This is a genomic window from Bacteroides sp. (assembly GCF_052357945.1).
Classification (GTDB): Bacteria; Bacteroidota; Bacteroidia; order Bacteroidales; family Bacteroidaceae; genus Bacteroides.
The window spans coordinates 1-16,085 of sequence record NZ_DAWCXD010000117.1 but is presented as its reverse complement, the minus strand read 5'-3'; the positions used below and the strand labels follow the sequence as shown (position 1 = coordinate 16,085).

The following is a 16,085-nucleotide window of genomic DNA, read 5'->3' as shown; positions in this document are numbered from 1 at the left end:
AAAGAAGCGGTGGCAAAGCACCAGCAGGTTCCTGTGGAACCCTGATCTTTAACAGGCGTTGCTTTGTGAGATACAACGGTTGTGAATTCATAACCGGGTGTTTGTGCAAAAGAGGTTACGGCCAATAAAAGCAGCGCAACCGACATAAATAGCTTTTTCATAATGTGTTTTATTATCTTTCTTCTGCAAATGTATAAAAAAAGCGAGGATACTCGAAAGTTCCTCGCTCTATTTATTATAATTAGTGTGTTTATTTACATGGCAACCTGCTGTGACAGCAGTTTTTGAAGTTTACCGTTCAAGGTCTGACACATAGCACCATTTCCCATTGCTTGATAGCGTTTAATACGGTACTGTAACATCATAATTTTTTCATTTGCATTCTTTTTCATAATTTGTTTCCTCTTTTTTTGCCCTCCACGTTTTGAAGAGCGGTTTTACATCTTGTTTTCTTTATTAACACTGCAAAGATACGAATTGTTTTTGAATTATATGCTGTAAAACATAAAAATCTTCTTTTTCTTTTGAATTTTCTTTTTATAAAGGTTCGAACACGGTCCATGTTACAAACCTGTTACAAAATGCCCGTAATTTTCCGTCGATGACAATATTATTCTTATCTATCACATTTTTATGTACTTATCTAGGCTTTCAGAAAATATTCTTGTATTTTTGTCAATCAACAACCTTATTAGTAGAATAAATCAACCACTCGTATGAAAACATTCACCCATCTTTTGTGCGTCCTGATTTTGTCAATTGTGCTGTTTGCTTGTAACAATGCTCACTTTCTCAAAGAAGAAGCCTACCGGAATCAAGTGGCTCAAGACTTTGAACTGAAAAAACAGGCACTTCCTCATGGAGATTTATTTGCGATCTTTGCCGATTCTGTTTTGTCGGTCTACGAGCGTGAAGCATTGATGTTTCTCTATGCTTATATGCCAATCGGAGATGTGACGGACTATTCGGGAGATTATTATCTGGAAAATGTCCGGCTGTCAAAGCAGACGCACAGCGAAATGCCCTGGGGAAAAGAGATTCCTGATGAAGTGTTCCGTCATTTTGTTCTGCCGATCCGGGTGAATAACGAGAATCTGGACGATTCCCGTCGTGTGTTTTATGGCGAGCTGAAAGACAGGGTGAAGGGACTGCCGATGAAAGAGGCTATATTAGAGGTGAATCACTGGTGTCATGAGAAAGTTGTCTATTGTCCGAGTGATGCGCGCACCAGCTCACCATTGGCATCTGTCAAAACTGCGTATGGACGTTGTGGCGAAGAGTCTACATTTACGGTGGCTGCGCTCCGGGCAGTCGGTATTCCGGCACGGCAAGTGTATACGCCCCGCTGGGCGCATACGGATGACAATCATGCTTGGGTGGAAGCATGGGCGGATGGACATTGGTACTTCTTTGGAGCTTGTGAACCGGAACCGGTTTTGAACCTGGGATGGTTTAATTCCCCTGCTAGTCGGGGAATGTTGATGCATACCAAGGTTTTCGGACGTTACAACGGTCCGGAAGAGGTCATGCTTGAGACATCGAATTATACGGAAATCAATGTAACGGAGAATTATGCTCCAATCGCAAAAGCGTTGGTAACGGTGAGAGATAGGAATGGACAACCTGTCACCGGAGCAAGAGTGGAGTTTAAAGTATATAACTATGCGGAGTTCTATACAGTGGCTACCAAATATACTGATGCTAGTGGTCAAGTGTCATTAACGGCCGGTAAGGGAGATATGTTGGTATGGGCTTCCGATAAAGGGACATTTGGATTTTCCAAGTTATCCTTCAGCAAGCAACCGGAATTGACATTGACACTTGATAAGAAGGAAGGAGATATATTTGAAGAGGATATTGATATCGTTCCTCCTGTTGAGAATCCTATTTTACCGGAAGTAACGCCAGAGCAGCGGGCGGAGAATGACCGGAGAATGATGCAGGAGGATTCGATTCGCAATGCTTATGTCGCTACTTTCCCGACTGCGGAACAAGCTGATTCCATTATAGCCTGTTTGAAGGGAAAATCAGGTTCGTTTGTAAGGAAGGCACTGGCTTCTTTCTTAGTGGAATCAAGAGGGAATCATGATGTATTGGTTCGTTTTCTGAATGAGGCAGACCGACAGGGAAAATTAATGAAAGGAGCGGCTTTGCTGTCTGTGCTTACTAAAAAAGATCTTCGTGATGTACCTTATGAAGTATTGATTGATCATTTATTGAATACGAAAGATGTTCCTAACTATTTATATGATTGTGTTATACCCTCCTTGCGCTGTATGGATGCTTCGGTTGGAGATATTTATGACATACTTGCTCCCCGTATTTCAACGGAGTCACTGACGCCTTATAAATCGTTCTTTCAGTCTAAGTTCTCCGAAACGGAAATAGATACCTTTCGAAATCATCCGCAAGCTTTAGTTGAATGGGTAAACCGTAATATTACTATTGATGAGGAAAATAACTTTCTGCGTATTCCTATTTCTCCGGAAGGGGTTTGGCGTGCGAAGGTGGCGGATTCATTTTCACGGGATATTTTCTTTGTGGCTTTGGCGCGTAGCCTGAATATTGCTGCTGATATGAGAAAGATGGATGGACGCATAAGCTATATGGATTCTGAAAAGGATGAATGGGGGGATAATAGATATGTGGAAGTTGATTTCGATAAACAAGAAGTGGAGGCATCCAGAGGCATTTATCGTTTTTATGAGGACGATAAGGCAATTACTCGTGATGATAAGAGAGTAAAGTATTATAATAAGTTTACCATTTCCAGGTTGCGGGAGGGCAGACCAGAATTGATTAGCTGTGACGAAGCACGTCCCGAGTTGCGATATATAGGGACATTGGATACCGGATATTACTTGTTGGTTACCGGTACGAGACTTGCCGATGGAGGTGTGTTGGCGAGAATTTCTTCTTTTGTATTGTCTGCACAGAAAGACGAATTCAAACCTGTAGCGACAAAAGTACCCTATCATTTGCGTGAATCCGGAGAAAAGGTTGCTGTTATCGGTAATTTCAATTCCGAATCGCTTTTTACGCCGGTAGAACGAATAGGAGAGAAAGTGATGCCTTTGGCACGACAAAGTATTTTGCAAACCTGTGGACGTGGTTATTTTGTAGTGGCTGTTCTCGGAGCAGGGCGGGAGCCTACCAATCATGCGTTAAAAGACATAGCCGCTCTAGGCAATGACTTCGAACAGTGGGGGCGTAAAATGGTCTTTCTTTTTCCTTCGGAAGAACAATATAAGAAATTTAATGCTGCCGAATTCAAGGGACTTCCGTCTACTATCACTTACGGTATTGATACTGATGATAGCATTCGGAAAGGAATTGTGCAGGCTATGAATTTGAATAACTCCATTCTGCCAGTCTTTATTATTGCCGACACATTCAATAGGGTAGTCTTTGTCTCTCAAGGATATACGATCGGTTTAGGTGAGCAATTGATGAAAGTTGTACATGGATTATAAGAAAAAAACAGTATGAATAATCGTTAATTATTGCTCTTCATGTGCTTTTTTCGAAAAAGAATGATTACGTTTGCAGCAGATTATGACTAAGTATATTTTTTGCATATTAGCATGCGCATTTCTGGTGTTGGGACTTAGCAATGTTTCCGATAAAGAATTGCAGGGATTTCAGAAAGAAACTGAAATCTCATCTAATTGTATGCAATATACGGCAGAGTCATCTTGTCGCATCTCTTCTGCCGACCTCAATAAGTCAAGTAAAGTATCGCATTCGCAGTTTGTTGACGAGACGTCTAATTGTAAAGTCAGTGACTGTATTTTTGATAATATCTCTTTTCCGAGAAGCATTGTTCCTTTCAAGAACTTGAAGTTCAATACAAATACTGTGATTATACAGATATTGAGCTCTCTGAATGTTCTGCTTCCGGAAAACCGTTTGGGTCATACCGATCTTGATGTCAATTACACTAAATATTCGTGTAAGTACTACGTCTACACATTGGCGCATATTCTCATTTAGACAATATTCTTTTCTTTTGGTTGGGTGAGGTGTGTCTTATTCTGATACCTCCTCTGCCACTCTTTCCTTTATTTTTATTATTATCTATTTTATTCATGTCAACATGGAAAACAAAAAATGTATTTCCTATGACTTGGCACAAAAGACGGGTATTGATGTGTCTTATTGCTACCAGTGTGGCAAATGTACGGCCGGATGTGTGTTATCAGAGGAGATGGATTATGCTCCCAGCTATATTCTCCGGTTGTTACAGACAAAAAATGCTCAAAATGACCGTCGCGTGTTAAGTTCCAACGCCATTTGGATTTGCTTGAATTGCGAAAACTGTATTGCCCGGTGTCCCAAAGAAATAAACATTCCTGAAGTGATGGACTACCTGCGTGAGAAATCCCGGAAAGAAGGATGCATTAGTAAAGAGTCACGCCCTGTTGTAGCTTTCCATTCTGCTTTTCTCGAATCAGTAAAAAGAACAGGAAGACTCTACGAAGTGGGATTGGTTGCAGGTTTTAAAGCCCGCACTTTACGTCTGACACAGGATTTGAATGTAGCTCCTGTTATGTTCGTCAAAGGGAAGCTCAACCTCCTTCCGGAACGGGTAAAAGATGAGAATAAGATCAAAAAGATATTTGCACAAACCATTGAAAAGACTCAAAAGTAGCTATGAGAATCGGTTTCTATCCGGGATGTTCGCTAAACGGAACTTCTCGTGAATATAATGAATCAGTCAAGGCACTGGCACAGGCGATGGGACTCGAACTGATCGAGTTGAAAGACTGGAACTGTTGCGGTGCAACGGCTGCTCACTCCATGAGCAAACAATTGTCTCTTGCCCTACCTACCCGTGTGTTGGCTTTGGCTGAACAACAGGGATTTCAAGAAATCGTTGTCCCCTGCGCTTCCTGTTACAATCGTTTGAGTGTTGCTCAATACGAATTAATGCACAATGAAGCATTGAAGGATGAAATACTGACTGCAGTTGGAATGCGCTACCTCGGTAATGTGAAAATATTGAATGTCATCCAGATGATAGAGAAATATATGCTGGATGCATTAAAAGAGAAGATAGTACGTCCTTTTGCTCATCAAGTGGCTTGTTACTATGGCTGCTTGCTGGTGCGTCCCCATAAAATATTAAACTTCGACCGTTTGGAAGATCCGCAAAGCATGGACAAAATCATGTCTCTGATTGGTGCCACTCCTATTGACTGGGCTTTCAAAACGGAGTGTTGCGGTGCGGGCTTGTCCGTTTCTCGCACAGACCTTGTAGGACGTCTCTCGGGAAATATACTGAAAGATGCTGACGACCGGGGAGCGGAAGCCGTGATTGTGGCCTGTCCGATGTGTCATTCTAATTTGGATATGCGTCGCCCTGCTATCAACCACTATCTGGCAAAACCTGTTACCATACCGGTTCTTTATATCACACAGGCTATCGGACTGGCTGTCGGACTGACTCCCAAGGAATTGGGACTGGGACGTCATTTTGTAGCTGTAAATTTGAAGGAGGCGGAAGTATGTCTAAAATAGGAGTTTTTATCTGCCATTGCGGTGAAAATATCAGTGCAACTGTCGACTGCGAAAAAGTGGCCGAGGCGGCAAAAGAAATGGAAGGCGTTGCCTATGCCATTGATTATAAATATATGTGTTCCGATCCGGGACAGACATTGATTAAGAACGCCATTAAAGAGTATGCATTGGATGGTGTTGTCGTTGCTGCCTGTTCTCCGCGAATGCATGAACCTACCTTTCGGAGGGCTTGTGCGGAAGCCGGATTGAATCCTTATCTGTGCGAGATAGCTAATATTCGTGAGCATTGCTCTTGGGTACATGAGAAAGGGGAGGCAACTACCCGTAAGGCTGTCGATATTGTCAAAAGTCTGGTTGAAAAAGTCAAGCGGAATCATCCTTTGGTTCCTATTCAGGTTCCTATCACTAAAAAAGCACTGGTGATTGGAGGAGGAATTGCCGGAATTCAGGCAAGTCTGGACATCGCCAATTGCGGACATCAGGTCATTCTGGTAGAGAAAGAACCGTCCATCGGCGGACACATGTCACAGCTTTCGGAAACCTTTCCTACATTAGACTGTTCGCAGTGTATTCTTACTCCCCGAATGGTGGAAGTAGCGCAGCATCCGAATATCACTCTTTATACGTATGCCGAACTGGAGCATGTGGAAGGCTTTATCGGTAATTTTAAAGCTAGTATACGCCTGAAAGCGAAGAGCATTGATGAGAAATTATGTACCGGTTGCGGACTTTGTACGACTAAATGTCCCAACAAAAAGATACCGAGCGAATTTAATGCCGGTTTGGGAATGCGTACAGCTATTTATGTTCCTTTTCCGCAAGCAGTGCCCAATAAACCGGTGATTGATAAAGAACATTGTACCCATTATCGTAATGGTAAATGCGGAGTCTGTGAAAAGCTATGTCCTACGGGGGCTATCCGTTTTGGGCAAGAGGATCGTATTATCACCGAAGAAGTCGGAGCGATTGTAGTAACTACAGGATTCAATGTGTTGAATACAGACTTTTTTCCCGAATATGGATATGGGAAATATAAAGATGTCATTACCGGATTGCAGTTTGAGCGTCTGGCATCGGCTTCCGGTCCTACATTCGGAGAGATTCGCCGTCCGTCTGACGGACAGATTCCTCAAAAGATTGTATTTGTAGCCTGTGCCGGTTCCCGTGATCCGGCCAAAGGAATTCCTTATTGCTCTAAGATATGCTGTATGTACACAGCCAAACATGCGATGCTTTATCAGCACAAGGTGCATGGTGGCGAATCGTACGTGTTCTACATGGATATTCGTGCCGGAGGAAAGAATTATGAAGAATTTGTGCGCCGTGCCATTGAAGAGGATGGAGTGAATTACGTCCGTGGTCGCGTCGCCCGTATATATGAGAAGAACGGTAAATTGATTGTTAAAGGAGTAGACACCCTGTTGGGGGCATCACCTGTTGAGATAGAAGCTGACATGGTAGTGCTTGCCACAGCGGGAGTTGCCAACAAGGGAGCGGAAGAACTGGCGCAGAAGATGCACATTTCTTATGACCCTTATCAGTTCTTTGCCGAATCTCACCCTAAACTGAAACCGGTGGAAACGAATACAGCCGGAATCTATCTGGCGGGAGCCTGTCAGGCACCGAAAGATATTCCCGAAACAGTGGGAATGGCTTCAGGAGCCGCAGTGAAAGTAGCAGGATTGTTTTCACAGGCAAATCTGGTTCGTGAGCCGTTGATAGCTGTTGTCAATCGTACTGCTCCTCCGTTATTCAGTACTTGCGTAGGATGTTTCATGTGTCAGACAGCTTGTCCTTATCAGGCCATCGAACGTGAAGAAATAAAAGACAGGAATGGAAATGTAATAAAGACAGTTGCTAAAGTAAATCCCGGACTTTGTCAGGGTTGTGGTACCTGTGTTGCTTTCTGCCGTTCCAAATCTATTGATATACAGGGATATTCCAATGAACAGGTCTATGCCGAAGTGATGGCATTGCTGAACCATTAAAAAGAGAGTAAGCTATGAACGAAAATAAGATCGAGAATAATCAGGAATTTGAACCGCGCATTGTAGCTTTTGTCTGTAATTGGTGCACGTATGCCGGGGCAGACCTGACAGGCACGAGCAGGTTGAAGTATGCGACTAATGTAGAAATTGTCCGCTTCCCCTGTACAGGAAGAATTGACTTTATGTTACTGTTGAAAGCCTTTGCCGGAGGTGCTGATGGAATTATCGTTTCGGGTTGTCATCCGAATGACTGTCATTATACATCCGGAAACTTCCACGCACGTCGTCGTTGGATTGTATTCCGCGGACTGCTCGACTTCCTGGGAATTGATGTACGTCGTATCCGTTATTCATGGGTGTCGGCGGCAGAGGGAGCCAAGTGGGCTGATCTGGTGAATGAGACAGTTGCCGGAATCCGTGAACTGGGACCTTATCTGGAGTATCAGAAAGCTTCGGACTATTTGGAAAAGGAGGCTATCTATGAGTAAACTGACAGAAAAAGCAGTTGCTTTGTTACAAGAAGGAGAAGTGAATCTTGTGATAGGCTATGAAGAAGGAAACCACGGAACACGTCCTTTCTTTTGCAGACAGGCAGATGCTGCCAACAGACTGATACTGGACGACCGTTGTACAAATAATATCGCCGTTTACCTCACGAAGCCAGAATTGACAGGAACAGGCAAAGTAGCTATAACAGCTACGATTCCGGCATTACGGACCATTGCTCAACTGGCATTTGAGAATCAGCTGAAAGAAGATAAGCTTCTGGTATTGGCTGTTGACGGACATGGAGAAGTTATCCAGTTTAAAGGATTCGATGAAATAAAAACATATCTGGCAGACTTTCCCTTGACTATTAGTGAGGAGAATCTCCAACTGATTGATCGTCTGAAAAAGATGAGTCGTGAAGAGCGGTGGAAATATTGGATGGAGGAAATGTCGAAATGCATCAAATGTTATGCTTGCCGGGCTGCCTGTCCGTTATGTTATTGCAGCCGGTGTATTGTGGAGGTCAATTGCCCGCAGTGGGTACAACCCTGGTCTGCTCCGCTGACAAATATGGAGTGGCAGATTAACCGCGTGATGCACATGGTAGGACGTTGTATCGGTTGTGGCGCTTGTAAGCAAGCCTGTCCGGTGGGTATTCCTCTTCATTTGATGACGCAAAGTATGATGGAAGACATTCAGGGCGAGTTCGGGGTTACTCCCGGTGCTATCAATCCTGCGGGAAATGTACTTTCTACCTTCAAGGCAGAAGATAAAGAGAACTTTATACATTAAAAGAAAGTAATGGAAAATCTACATATTAGTAAAAGTAGTCTGCAAGAATGGTTTCACCAGATGGTGAAAAAGGAAATGCATATTTTCGCTCCTGTACAATCAGGAGATAAAGTAGACTTCAAGAGAGTGACTTCTTATGATGAGGTAGCGACGGACTATGTGCAGACTACCCAGTCGGTTAAACGCTTTGCGTTCCCGAAAACAGAAGTCCTGTTCTCTTATCAGAAAGACGGGAAAGAAACTACTTTGCAGGAAGCGGATATTAATGCAATTCCCGAAACGATTCTCTGGAAAATCCGTCCTTGTGATGCAGCAGGGTTTGCACCCCTTTCCGGTATTTTTAATTGGGATTATAAAGATAAACTCTACAATGCCCGGCGGGAGAAAATGACATTAATCAGCTTCAGTTGTGCACAATGCGATGAATCATGTTTCTGTACTTCCGTTCACGGGGGGCCCGGTAATACTGCCGGCAGTGATATTCAGATTACGGAGTTGCCGGATCAGAGTGCATTGGTGGAAGTCTTGACAGCAAAAGGCAAAGCATTGGTTAAATTCTTTGTGAAAGAATATACACCTGCCGAAGAAATAGATAAGGAACAATATCTGGCATCCGTTCCCACCCGTTTCAATGTTGATAATGTACGTGAGAAGTTGGCGGGAGCATTTGACAGTCCTGTTTGGAAACAACAGTCCGAACGCTGTTTGGGATGTGGCGCATGCGCTTATGTTTGTCCAACTTGTGCCTGTTTTGATATTCAGGAAGATGCCAAAGGTTCGTCCGGTCATCGTGTCCGTTGTTGGGATTCTTGCGGCTTTTCGCTATTTACCCTTCATACGTCCGGACATAATCCGCGTCCGACGCAAAGTGCCCGTTGGCGTCAGCGCATTTTGCATAAGTTCTCCTATATGCCTGAACGGATACAGGAAACCGGTTGTACAGGATGCGGACGTTGTTCGCGTGCCTGTCCGGTAGATATGAATATACTTGAACACTTAATATCGATATCAAGCCATGAATGAGCAGTCGAATATATATCTTCCGCACCTGATGGTGATTGAGAAGATAACTCATGAAGCTCCGGGAGTGAAGACTTTCCGGTTAAGATTTAAAGACGAGAAGGAAGGAGAAGCCTTTCACTTCAAAGCCGGACAGTTCGGTGAATACTCTGCGTTTGGTGAAGGAGAGTCAACTTTCTGTATTGCTTCGTCGCCTACTCGTAAAGGATATATCGAGTGTACATTCCGTCAGGCAGGACGGGTGACTACCGGACTTGCCAAACTGGAAGAAGGAGCTACCGTCGGTTTTCGCGGACCTTTCGGAAACACATTTCCGTTGGACGAGTGGAAAGGAAAGAATCTGTTGTTCGTGGCAGGTGGTATAGCGCTTCCGCCGATGCGTTGCGTCATCTGGAATGCATTGGACAGGCGGGAAGATTTTAAAGATATAACGATTGTTTACGGAGCCAAATCTGTTAACGACCTGGTATATAAGGAAGAACTGAAAGAATGGGAAAACCGGCCAGATGTCAATTTGATAACTACGGTTGACCCCGGGGGGGAGACTCCCGACTGGACAGGAAAGGTTGGTTTTGTACCTTCGGTGCTTGAAGCTGCCGCACCTGCCAGTGCGAATACCGTAGCAATAGTCTGCGGACCTCCGGTGATGATTAAGTTCACTTTTCCTGTATTGGAGAAGTTAGGCTTTGCCGATGAGAATATTTATACCACTCTGGAGAACCGGATGAAATGTGGTGTTGGAAAATGTGGACGGTGTAATGTCGGGAAGTTGTATGTCTGCAAAGACGGTCCCGTATTTACTAAAGCCCAGTTGAATGATATACCTCCTGAATACTAATGATAAGGTATTTAAGGACTAAAATATTGTGTTTTCCGTTGTGAAACGGGAGTTACGTCGTATAAAAGCAAGGATATATACCGAAGTGATTTCAGGCAAATAATATCCGCCGATTGTTTTTATATGGTGATGAGGAAGGCCCAATGGGATTAACTTTCATGTGTGTCTAAATTTAATAATGGTTTCACCATTGGGCGCCTCTTCTTTTTTTAATAAGATTGTACAACCTAATTTTTTATATTACTATGATTCATTTATTACTATCTACTCTTGCGATGATGGGACTTACGCTCCTCATAGGCTTCTTTGTAGCTGCAGTCATTAAGTTGATTGCCTATGCGGCCGATTCATTTGATTTTTATAGTTCCCACCGTTTGGAGTTACTCCGTTTGCGACGCTGGCGTCAGCATCGGCAAAAGGTGGAGAGATTAGTCCGACAGATTCCTATTGCAGGTGAAGATGCTTTGGGGGATTTCCGTGAAGATTACAGTAAGGGGATCGACAGAAACTTTACTGGCTATTCCGGCTATTATCATGGCGTGAGTCCGGGAGCTTCTGAAAATAATCTGATGAATTATTATTATTCACAGGATACCCGCGAATTCTTTCTTCGGGAAGAAGAGCAGGCACATGTCAATAAGAAGAACTCAAAGAAACTTACTAACAACAAACAATAAAAGAAAACTAATTTATGGAAAATATAGATTTTGCTACCTTGTTTCAAGGTATTGGTACAATGATGGCAAGCGGATGGGTGCTTGCTTCTGCAAGAGTTTTTTTAGTACTTCTCGGTTTGTTACTGATCTATTTAGGCTGGAAAGGTATACTCGAACCGATGGTAATGATTCCGATGGGATTGGGAATGGTAGCTATCAACTGCGGGACCCTCATTATGCCCGACGGTACACTGGGTAATCTCTTTCTCGATCCGATGCTTTCAGATACAGATCAATTAATGAATACTATGCAGATAGATTTCCTGCAACCTGTTTATACCCTGACGTTTAGTAACGGGCTGATAGCTTGTTTTGTCTTTATGGGTATCGGGACGCTTCTAGATGTCGGCTTCCTGCTTCAGAAACCATTTGCAAGTATATTCCTGGCTTTGTGCGCAGAGCTGGGCACTTTCCTGACAGTACCTATTGCTTCTGCTCTTGGTCTGACTCTGAAAGAAAGTGCATCTGTGGCCATGGTGGGTGGAGCCGACGGACCAATGGTGTTGTTTACTTCGTTGGCATTGGCAAAACATCTCTTTGTTCCTATTACGGTGGTTGCTTATCTTTATTTGGGCTTAACGTATGGAGGCTATCCTTACTTGGTAAAACTGTTGGTTCCCAAACGCTTCCGCGCTATTAAGATGGTGACAAAGAAAGCTCCAAAGAATTACGACGCTAAAGTGAAACTGGCTTTCTCTGCTGTTCTTTGTGCTATTCTCTGTTTCTTGTTCCCGGTAGCTTCTCCTTTGTTCTTCTCTTTGTTCCTGGGTGTTGCTGTTCGTGAGTCGGGTATGAAACATATCTATGATTTTGTGAGTGGTCCGTTGCTTTATGGCTCCACTTTTATGTTGGGCGTACTGCTCGGTGTACTTTGTGATGCACATCTGTTGCTCGATCCGAAGATCTTGAAACTATTGGTATTAGGTATTGTAGCATTATTACTTTCCGGTATCGGAGGAATAATCGGAGGATATATCATGTATATTATTAAACGGGGTAATTATAATCCGGTCATCGGTATTGCGGCTGTTAGCTGTGTGCCGACTACCGCAAAGGTTGCACAAAAGATTGTAAGCAAAGATAATCCGGACTCATTCGTCTTGGGAGATGCCTTGGGAGCTAATATCTCGGGAGTAATTACTTCGGCTATTATTACAGGTATTTATATTACGGTGATTCCTTATTTATAAATAAAGGTATAGCAGTTTCTTTTTAGATACGTTAGTAATGATGTAAACAGAAATGGTGAACAAAAGGCTTGAAGGCTGTATGTTCACCATTTCTTATTAATATAATATAGTGTCACCGTTTCTTGTTTTACAGTAGAAATAGATAATAACTTATACTACTTTATATAAAGCGTCAATTGTCTCTTTTACTTTTCGCACGGAAGTTACATTTCGTTCGTATTCGTTGATATGTACCATTCCTCCCATGGAGACGGCTTCATTTTTGAATATCATTTCACTTTGAATACTTTCACGTGCCGAGAAATGAAACTCGTTGATTCCGGTTTCTGCGGCAATGCGTGCGATATTATTTTCATTTACTCCGCATCCGGCGAGTAACATGCTTCTTCCGGCAGCTTGTTTTTGTAATTCTTTCAAAAGAGGGATTCCCTGTTCAGCCGTAGGTTGCTGTCCGGAAGTCAGAATACGGTTGCATCCCAGTTCGATGATTTGTTCCAATGCTTTCTGTGGGTTACGGCATACATCAAATGCCCGGTGAAAAGTTACAGATAGCCCTTGAGTTGCTTCCATTAGTTTCTGCATTACTGGCAAGTCTACTTCACCCTCTGCCGTCAGGCAACCGAATACCACTCCGTCTGCTCCTAATTTTCGTGCAATTTCAATATCTTTCAGCATTGTCCGGATTTCGATATCCGAGTACAGAAAATCTCCTCCACGAGGCCGGATAATAACGTGCAGGCGGGTATGAGTCAGTACTTCCCTTGCGATGGCAATTTCTCCGTAAGAAGGGGTTGTTCCGCCTTCCGGTATTCCGGCACATAACTCCACACGGTCTGCGCCACCTTCTTGTGCGGCTAGGCAACTTTCCACTGAATTGGTACAAATCTCAAATTGATACTTTCTCATAGTCGTGATATTAAAAAAGGGCGAATTTCTTCGCCCTTATATGAATCTTCTTTTGAATGGTTTCTTTATTTAGCGAAACTTACCGCACGTGTTTCACGGATGACGGTAATCTTCACTTGTCCCGGATAAGTCATTTCATCCTGAATCTTCTTAGCGATTTCGCCTGACAGGCTTTCTGTTTGCTTGTCGTCAATCTTATCTGCACCAACGATAACGCGAAGTTCGCGTCCTGCCTGGATAGCATACGTCTTTGTTACACCCGGATAAGCCATTGCCAGCTGTTCGAGATCGTTCAGACGCTTGATATAAGCCTCTACGATTTCGCGGCGTGCGCCCGGACGTGCACCGGAGATGGCGTCACATACCTGTACGATAGGAGCCAGCAAACTGGTCATTTCTGTTTCGTCATGGTGAGCACCGATAGCGTTACAGATATCCGGTTTTTCTTTGTATTTCTCGGCAAGTTTCATACCCAGCAATGCGTGCGGTAATTCTGGTTCTTCATCAGGCACTTTACCGATATCATGCAGCAAACCTGCACGTTTTGCTTTCTTCGGGTTCAGTCCCAGTTCCGATGCCATCACAGCACAAAGGTTGGCTGTTTCGCGTGCATGCTGCAACAAGTTCTGACCGTATGAAGAACGATATTTCATCTTACCGATGATACGGATCAATTCAGGATGCAGACCGTGGATACCCAAGTCGATGGTAGTACGTTTACCCGTTTCGATAATTTCTTCTTCCACCTGTTTGCGTACTTTAGCTACCACCTCTTCGATACGGGCCGGATGGATACGTCCGTCAGTTACAAGCTGATGCAAGGCCAAACGGGCAATTTCACGGCGAACCGGGTCGAAGGCAGAAAGAACGATTGCTTCCGGAGTATCGTCTACAACGATTTCAACGCCGGTAGCAGCTTCCAGAGCACGGATATTACGTCCTTCACGTCCGATAATACGTCCCTTGATTTCATCCGATTCGATATGGAATACTGTAACAGAGTTTTCAATGGCAGTTTCCGTAGCCACCCGTTGGATAGACTGGATAACGATACGTTTAGCTTCTTTGCTGGCAGTTAATTTGGCATCATCCATAATGTCGTTGATGAATGATTGTGCCTGTGTTTTAGCTTCTTCTTTCAGTGATTCTACCAGGCGTTCTTTGGCCTCTTCGGCAGACAATCCGGAGATTGCTTCCAGTTTATCGATTTCCTGCTGTTGCAGTTTATCGAGTTCTTCTTTTTTCTTATCAACAATGACAAGTTGTGCTTCCAGATTCTCTTTTACCGCTTCGGCTTCCATCTTTTTACGTTGGATTTCTTCCTGACGCTGGCTAAGTACCATTTCACGTTGCTTCAACTTGTTTTCCGCTTGCTGAATCTTCTGATTCCGCAATGCTACCTCCTTTTCAAGGTCTGCTTTCTTATTCAGGAATTTCTCCTTCACTTCCAGCAGCTTGTTTTTCTTAATTACTTCCGCTTCCGTCTCCGCTTCTTTCAGGACATTATCGTATTTGGATTTCAGTACATACCGGAATAGTATATATGAAAGGACTCCTCCTACGATGAAGCAAGCAATTGCTGTTGCTATTATTGCTATCATTCTACATTTAATTTAAGTATATAAATAAAAATGCACCGCCAAATATCAAAGCAATTATTTTTGCTTGGATATTGTGCAGTGCGTGGTTGTTTTATCTCTTATCAGCGAATAGCCGGTTGGGATTTATTCTTCCTTAAAATAATCCTCCAGCAATTCTGTCAGTTCTTTTACCTTCTCCACATAGGGGCTGGTATCATTACGTTGCATCAATTGCAGTCTCTCTAATGAGAACTGATAGGCTACCATGGCAATAATTTTTTCGGGTTCCAGATTTTTATAGACTTCCCGATACTTATTAAGCCTGATATTTACCTGCTTGGCGGCTTCCCGTACCATTTGTTCTTCCTCACGGTTGATGGTTAACGGGTAGTTTGAGTCTGCTATCTGCAGGTTTATCTTTATTTTATCGTTCATACATCTTCTTCTTATTCATTCAACAAAGCGATGCATTTATCGACTTCACGCACTAATTTTGACAATCGCAGCTTCGTCTCTTTTACGTCGCTGCCGTTAAGGCTGATTGCCGTAGCTGTTTTTAGGTTTGTATAGCTGACTTCCAATTCATCGTATTGAGCTTGTACCTTCTCGTTTTTTAGCTTTTCATTATCGAGAAGCTTTTTCAATTCGGCATTTTCACGCTTTAGTTCATCGTGCAAATAAATCAAATGCCGGAGTTGCGTTTCAAAGGAATTCAATAACTTTTTTTCTTCTTCTGTCATCACTACACCAAAATTGTACACAAAAATACGATTAACTCTGATATTACAAAAACTTTTCGGGAGAAAATGTTCTTTTTCGTCTAAATTAGCTATGAACGGAGAGGAAAGTAGAGTATTAATAGAATGTAAGTGTCGATTGCTTTTATAATATTAAGATATGTACAAGAATATGTTTTAATTATATTCTTAAACAATACTCCTCATAATACGTGCCATTCTTATTATAGTTTGGTCAATTTTGTGACTTTCTCTCTAATGTCAAATCTTGATCGGATAGATTCCTCTTAATCATTAATATTCATACTA

General features: G+C 43.0%; 15 protein-coding genes and 1 pseudogene. 11 read left to right on the top strand and 5 right to left on the bottom strand.

Going from position 1 to position 16,085, the window contains the following annotated elements:
- Positions 1-161: pseudogene (locus ACT8YW_RS17460) on the bottom strand (aminopeptidase); the annotation flags it as partial.
- Between the two features lie 555 nt (positions 162-716).
- Between ACT8YW_RS17460 and ACT8YW_RS17455 the strand changes: the two are divergent.
- From ACT8YW_RS17455 to ACT8YW_RS17405, 11 genes are all read left to right on the top strand, one after another.
- Complete coding sequence (locus ACT8YW_RS17455) at positions 717-3,473, top strand: transglutaminase domain-containing protein (protein WP_444106431.1); 2,757 nt, start codon at positions 717-719, stop codon at positions 3,471-3,473.
- 82 nt (positions 3,474-3,555) lie between these two features.
- Complete coding sequence (locus ACT8YW_RS17450; protein WP_009000607.1) at positions 3,556-3,993, top strand: hypothetical protein; 438 nt, start codon at positions 3,556-3,558, stop codon at positions 3,991-3,993.
- Between the two features lie 103 nt (positions 3,994-4,096).
- Positions 4,097-4,651, top strand: coding sequence for a 4Fe-4S dicluster domain-containing protein (locus ACT8YW_RS17445; RefSeq protein WP_444106428.1), 555 nt, complete (start codon positions 4,097-4,099; stop codon positions 4,649-4,651).
- Positions 4,652-4,653: 2 nt separating this feature from the next.
- Positions 4,654-5,520, top strand: coding sequence for a CoB--CoM heterodisulfide reductase iron-sulfur subunit B family protein (locus tag ACT8YW_RS17440; RefSeq protein WP_444106426.1), 867 nt, complete (start codon positions 4,654-4,656; stop codon positions 5,518-5,520).
- Positions 5,508-7,508: a 4Fe-4S binding protein gene (locus tag ACT8YW_RS17435; RefSeq protein WP_444106424.1), complete on the top strand. Its 2,001-nt coding sequence runs from the start codon at positions 5,508-5,510 to the stop codon at positions 7,506-7,508. Before ACT8YW_RS17440 ends, ACT8YW_RS17435 begins: the two co-directional genes overlap by 13 nt.
- 14 nt (positions 7,509-7,522) lie before the next feature.
- Entirely contained in the window at positions 7,523-7,996 is a 474-nt protein-coding gene (locus ACT8YW_RS17430; RefSeq protein ID WP_004301922.1) for a hydrogenase iron-sulfur subunit, read from the top strand.
- A complete protein-coding gene (locus ACT8YW_RS17425) occupies positions 7,989-8,789 on the top strand; it encodes a 4Fe-4S binding protein (protein ID WP_444106422.1) in 801 nt (266 codons plus the stop codon). Before ACT8YW_RS17430 ends, ACT8YW_RS17425 begins: the two co-directional genes overlap by 8 nt.
- 9 nt (positions 8,790-8,798) lie before the next feature.
- Positions 8,799-9,812 (top strand): 4Fe-4S dicluster domain-containing protein, encoded by a 1,014-nt coding sequence (locus tag ACT8YW_RS17420; protein WP_444106420.1) that lies wholly within the window; start codon positions 8,799-8,801, stop codon positions 9,810-9,812.
- Positions 9,805-10,647 carry an FAD/NAD(P)-binding protein gene (locus tag ACT8YW_RS17415; protein WP_444106419.1) on the top strand — a complete coding sequence of 281 codons (843 nt, stop codon included), beginning with the start codon at positions 9,805-9,807 and terminating at the stop codon, positions 10,645-10,647. The genes ACT8YW_RS17420 and ACT8YW_RS17415 overlap by 8 nt, the downstream gene beginning before the upstream one ends.
- 245 nt (positions 10,648-10,892) lie before the next feature.
- The gene (locus ACT8YW_RS17410) at positions 10,893-11,324 is read left to right on the top strand and encodes a LapA family protein (protein WP_444106417.1); all 432 of its coding nucleotides are present in this window, start codon (positions 10,893-10,895) and stop codon (positions 11,322-11,324) included.
- A gap of 14 nt (positions 11,325-11,338) precedes the next feature.
- Positions 11,339-12,553, top strand: a complete 1,215-nt coding sequence (locus ACT8YW_RS17405) for a sodium ion-translocating decarboxylase subunit beta (RefSeq protein WP_444106415.1) — start codon at positions 11,339-11,341, stop codon at positions 12,551-12,553.
- Between the two features lie 150 nt (positions 12,554-12,703).
- Here ACT8YW_RS17405 and ACT8YW_RS17400 read toward each other — a convergent pair whose 3' ends face one another.
- The 4 genes from ACT8YW_RS17400 to ACT8YW_RS17385 form a co-directional block, all read right to left on the bottom strand.
- Positions 12,704-13,459 carry a copper homeostasis protein CutC gene (locus tag ACT8YW_RS17400; protein WP_444106413.1) on the bottom strand — a complete coding sequence of 252 codons (756 nt, stop codon included), beginning with the start codon at positions 13,457-13,459 and terminating at the stop codon, positions 12,704-12,706.
- 65 nt (positions 13,460-13,524) lie between these two features.
- Positions 13,525-15,060, bottom strand: a complete 1,536-nt coding sequence (rny, locus tag ACT8YW_RS17395; RefSeq protein ID WP_004313412.1) for a ribonuclease Y — start codon at positions 15,058-15,060, stop codon at positions 13,525-13,527.
- 123 nt (positions 15,061-15,183) lie between these two features.
- A complete protein-coding gene (locus ACT8YW_RS17390; protein ID WP_004304741.1) occupies positions 15,184-15,474 on the bottom strand; it encodes a cell division protein ZapA in 291 nt (96 codons plus the stop codon).
- A gap of 11 nt (positions 15,475-15,485) precedes the next feature.
- A complete protein-coding gene (locus tag ACT8YW_RS17385; protein ID WP_004301932.1) occupies positions 15,486-15,779 on the bottom strand; it encodes a hypothetical protein in 294 nt (97 codons plus the stop codon).
- Positions 15,780-16,085 lie beyond the last annotated feature (306 nt).

What these genes read in the sequence shown, in the direction of transcription:
- ACT8YW_RS17455 (WP_444106431.1), top strand. Translation starts at nt 717, where the DNA reads ATGAAAACATTCACCCATCTTTTGTGCGTCCTGATTTTGTCAATTGTG.
- ACT8YW_RS17420 (WP_444106420.1), top strand. Translation starts at nt 8,799, where the DNA reads ATGGAAAATCTACATATTAGTAAAAGTAGTCTGCAAGAATGGTTTCAC.
- ACT8YW_RS17405 (WP_444106415.1), top strand. Translation starts at nt 11,339, where the DNA reads ATGGAAAATATAGATTTTGCTACCTTGTTTCAAGGTATTGGTACAATG.
- rny (WP_004313412.1), bottom strand. Translation starts at nt 15,060, where the DNA reads ATGATAGCAATAATAGCAACAGCAATTGCTTGCTTCATCGTAGGAGGA.
- ACT8YW_RS17445 (WP_444106428.1), top strand. Translation starts at nt 4,097, where the DNA reads ATGGAAAACAAAAAATGTATTTCCTATGACTTGGCACAAAAGACGGGT.
- ACT8YW_RS17440 (WP_444106426.1), top strand. Translation starts at nt 4,654, where the DNA reads ATGAGAATCGGTTTCTATCCGGGATGTTCGCTAAACGGAACTTCTCGT.
- ACT8YW_RS17435 (WP_444106424.1), top strand. Translation starts at nt 5,508, where the DNA reads ATGTCTAAAATAGGAGTTTTTATCTGCCATTGCGGTGAAAATATCAGT.
- ACT8YW_RS17400 (WP_444106413.1), bottom strand. Translation starts at nt 13,459, where the DNA reads ATGAGAAAGTATCAATTTGAGATTTGTACCAATTCAGTGGAAAGTTGC.
- ACT8YW_RS17390 (WP_004304741.1), bottom strand. Translation starts at nt 15,474, where the DNA reads ATGAACGATAAAATAAAGATAAACCTGCAGATAGCAGACTCAAACTAC.
- ACT8YW_RS17385 (WP_004301932.1), bottom strand. Translation starts at nt 15,779, where the DNA reads ATGACAGAAGAAGAAAAAAAGTTATTGAATTCCTTTGAAACGCAACTC.
- ACT8YW_RS17425 (WP_444106422.1), top strand. Translation starts at nt 7,989, where the DNA reads ATGAGTAAACTGACAGAAAAAGCAGTTGCTTTGTTACAAGAAGGAGAA.
- ACT8YW_RS17430 (WP_004301922.1), top strand. Translation starts at nt 7,523, where the DNA reads ATGAACGAAAATAAGATCGAGAATAATCAGGAATTTGAACCGCGCATT.
- ACT8YW_RS17410 (WP_444106417.1), top strand. Translation starts at nt 10,893, where the DNA reads ATGATTCATTTATTACTATCTACTCTTGCGATGATGGGACTTACGCTC.
- ACT8YW_RS17415 (WP_444106419.1), top strand. Translation starts at nt 9,805, where the DNA reads ATGAATGAGCAGTCGAATATATATCTTCCGCACCTGATGGTGATTGAG.
- ACT8YW_RS17450 (WP_009000607.1), top strand. Translation starts at nt 3,556, where the DNA reads ATGACTAAGTATATTTTTTGCATATTAGCATGCGCATTTCTGGTGTTG.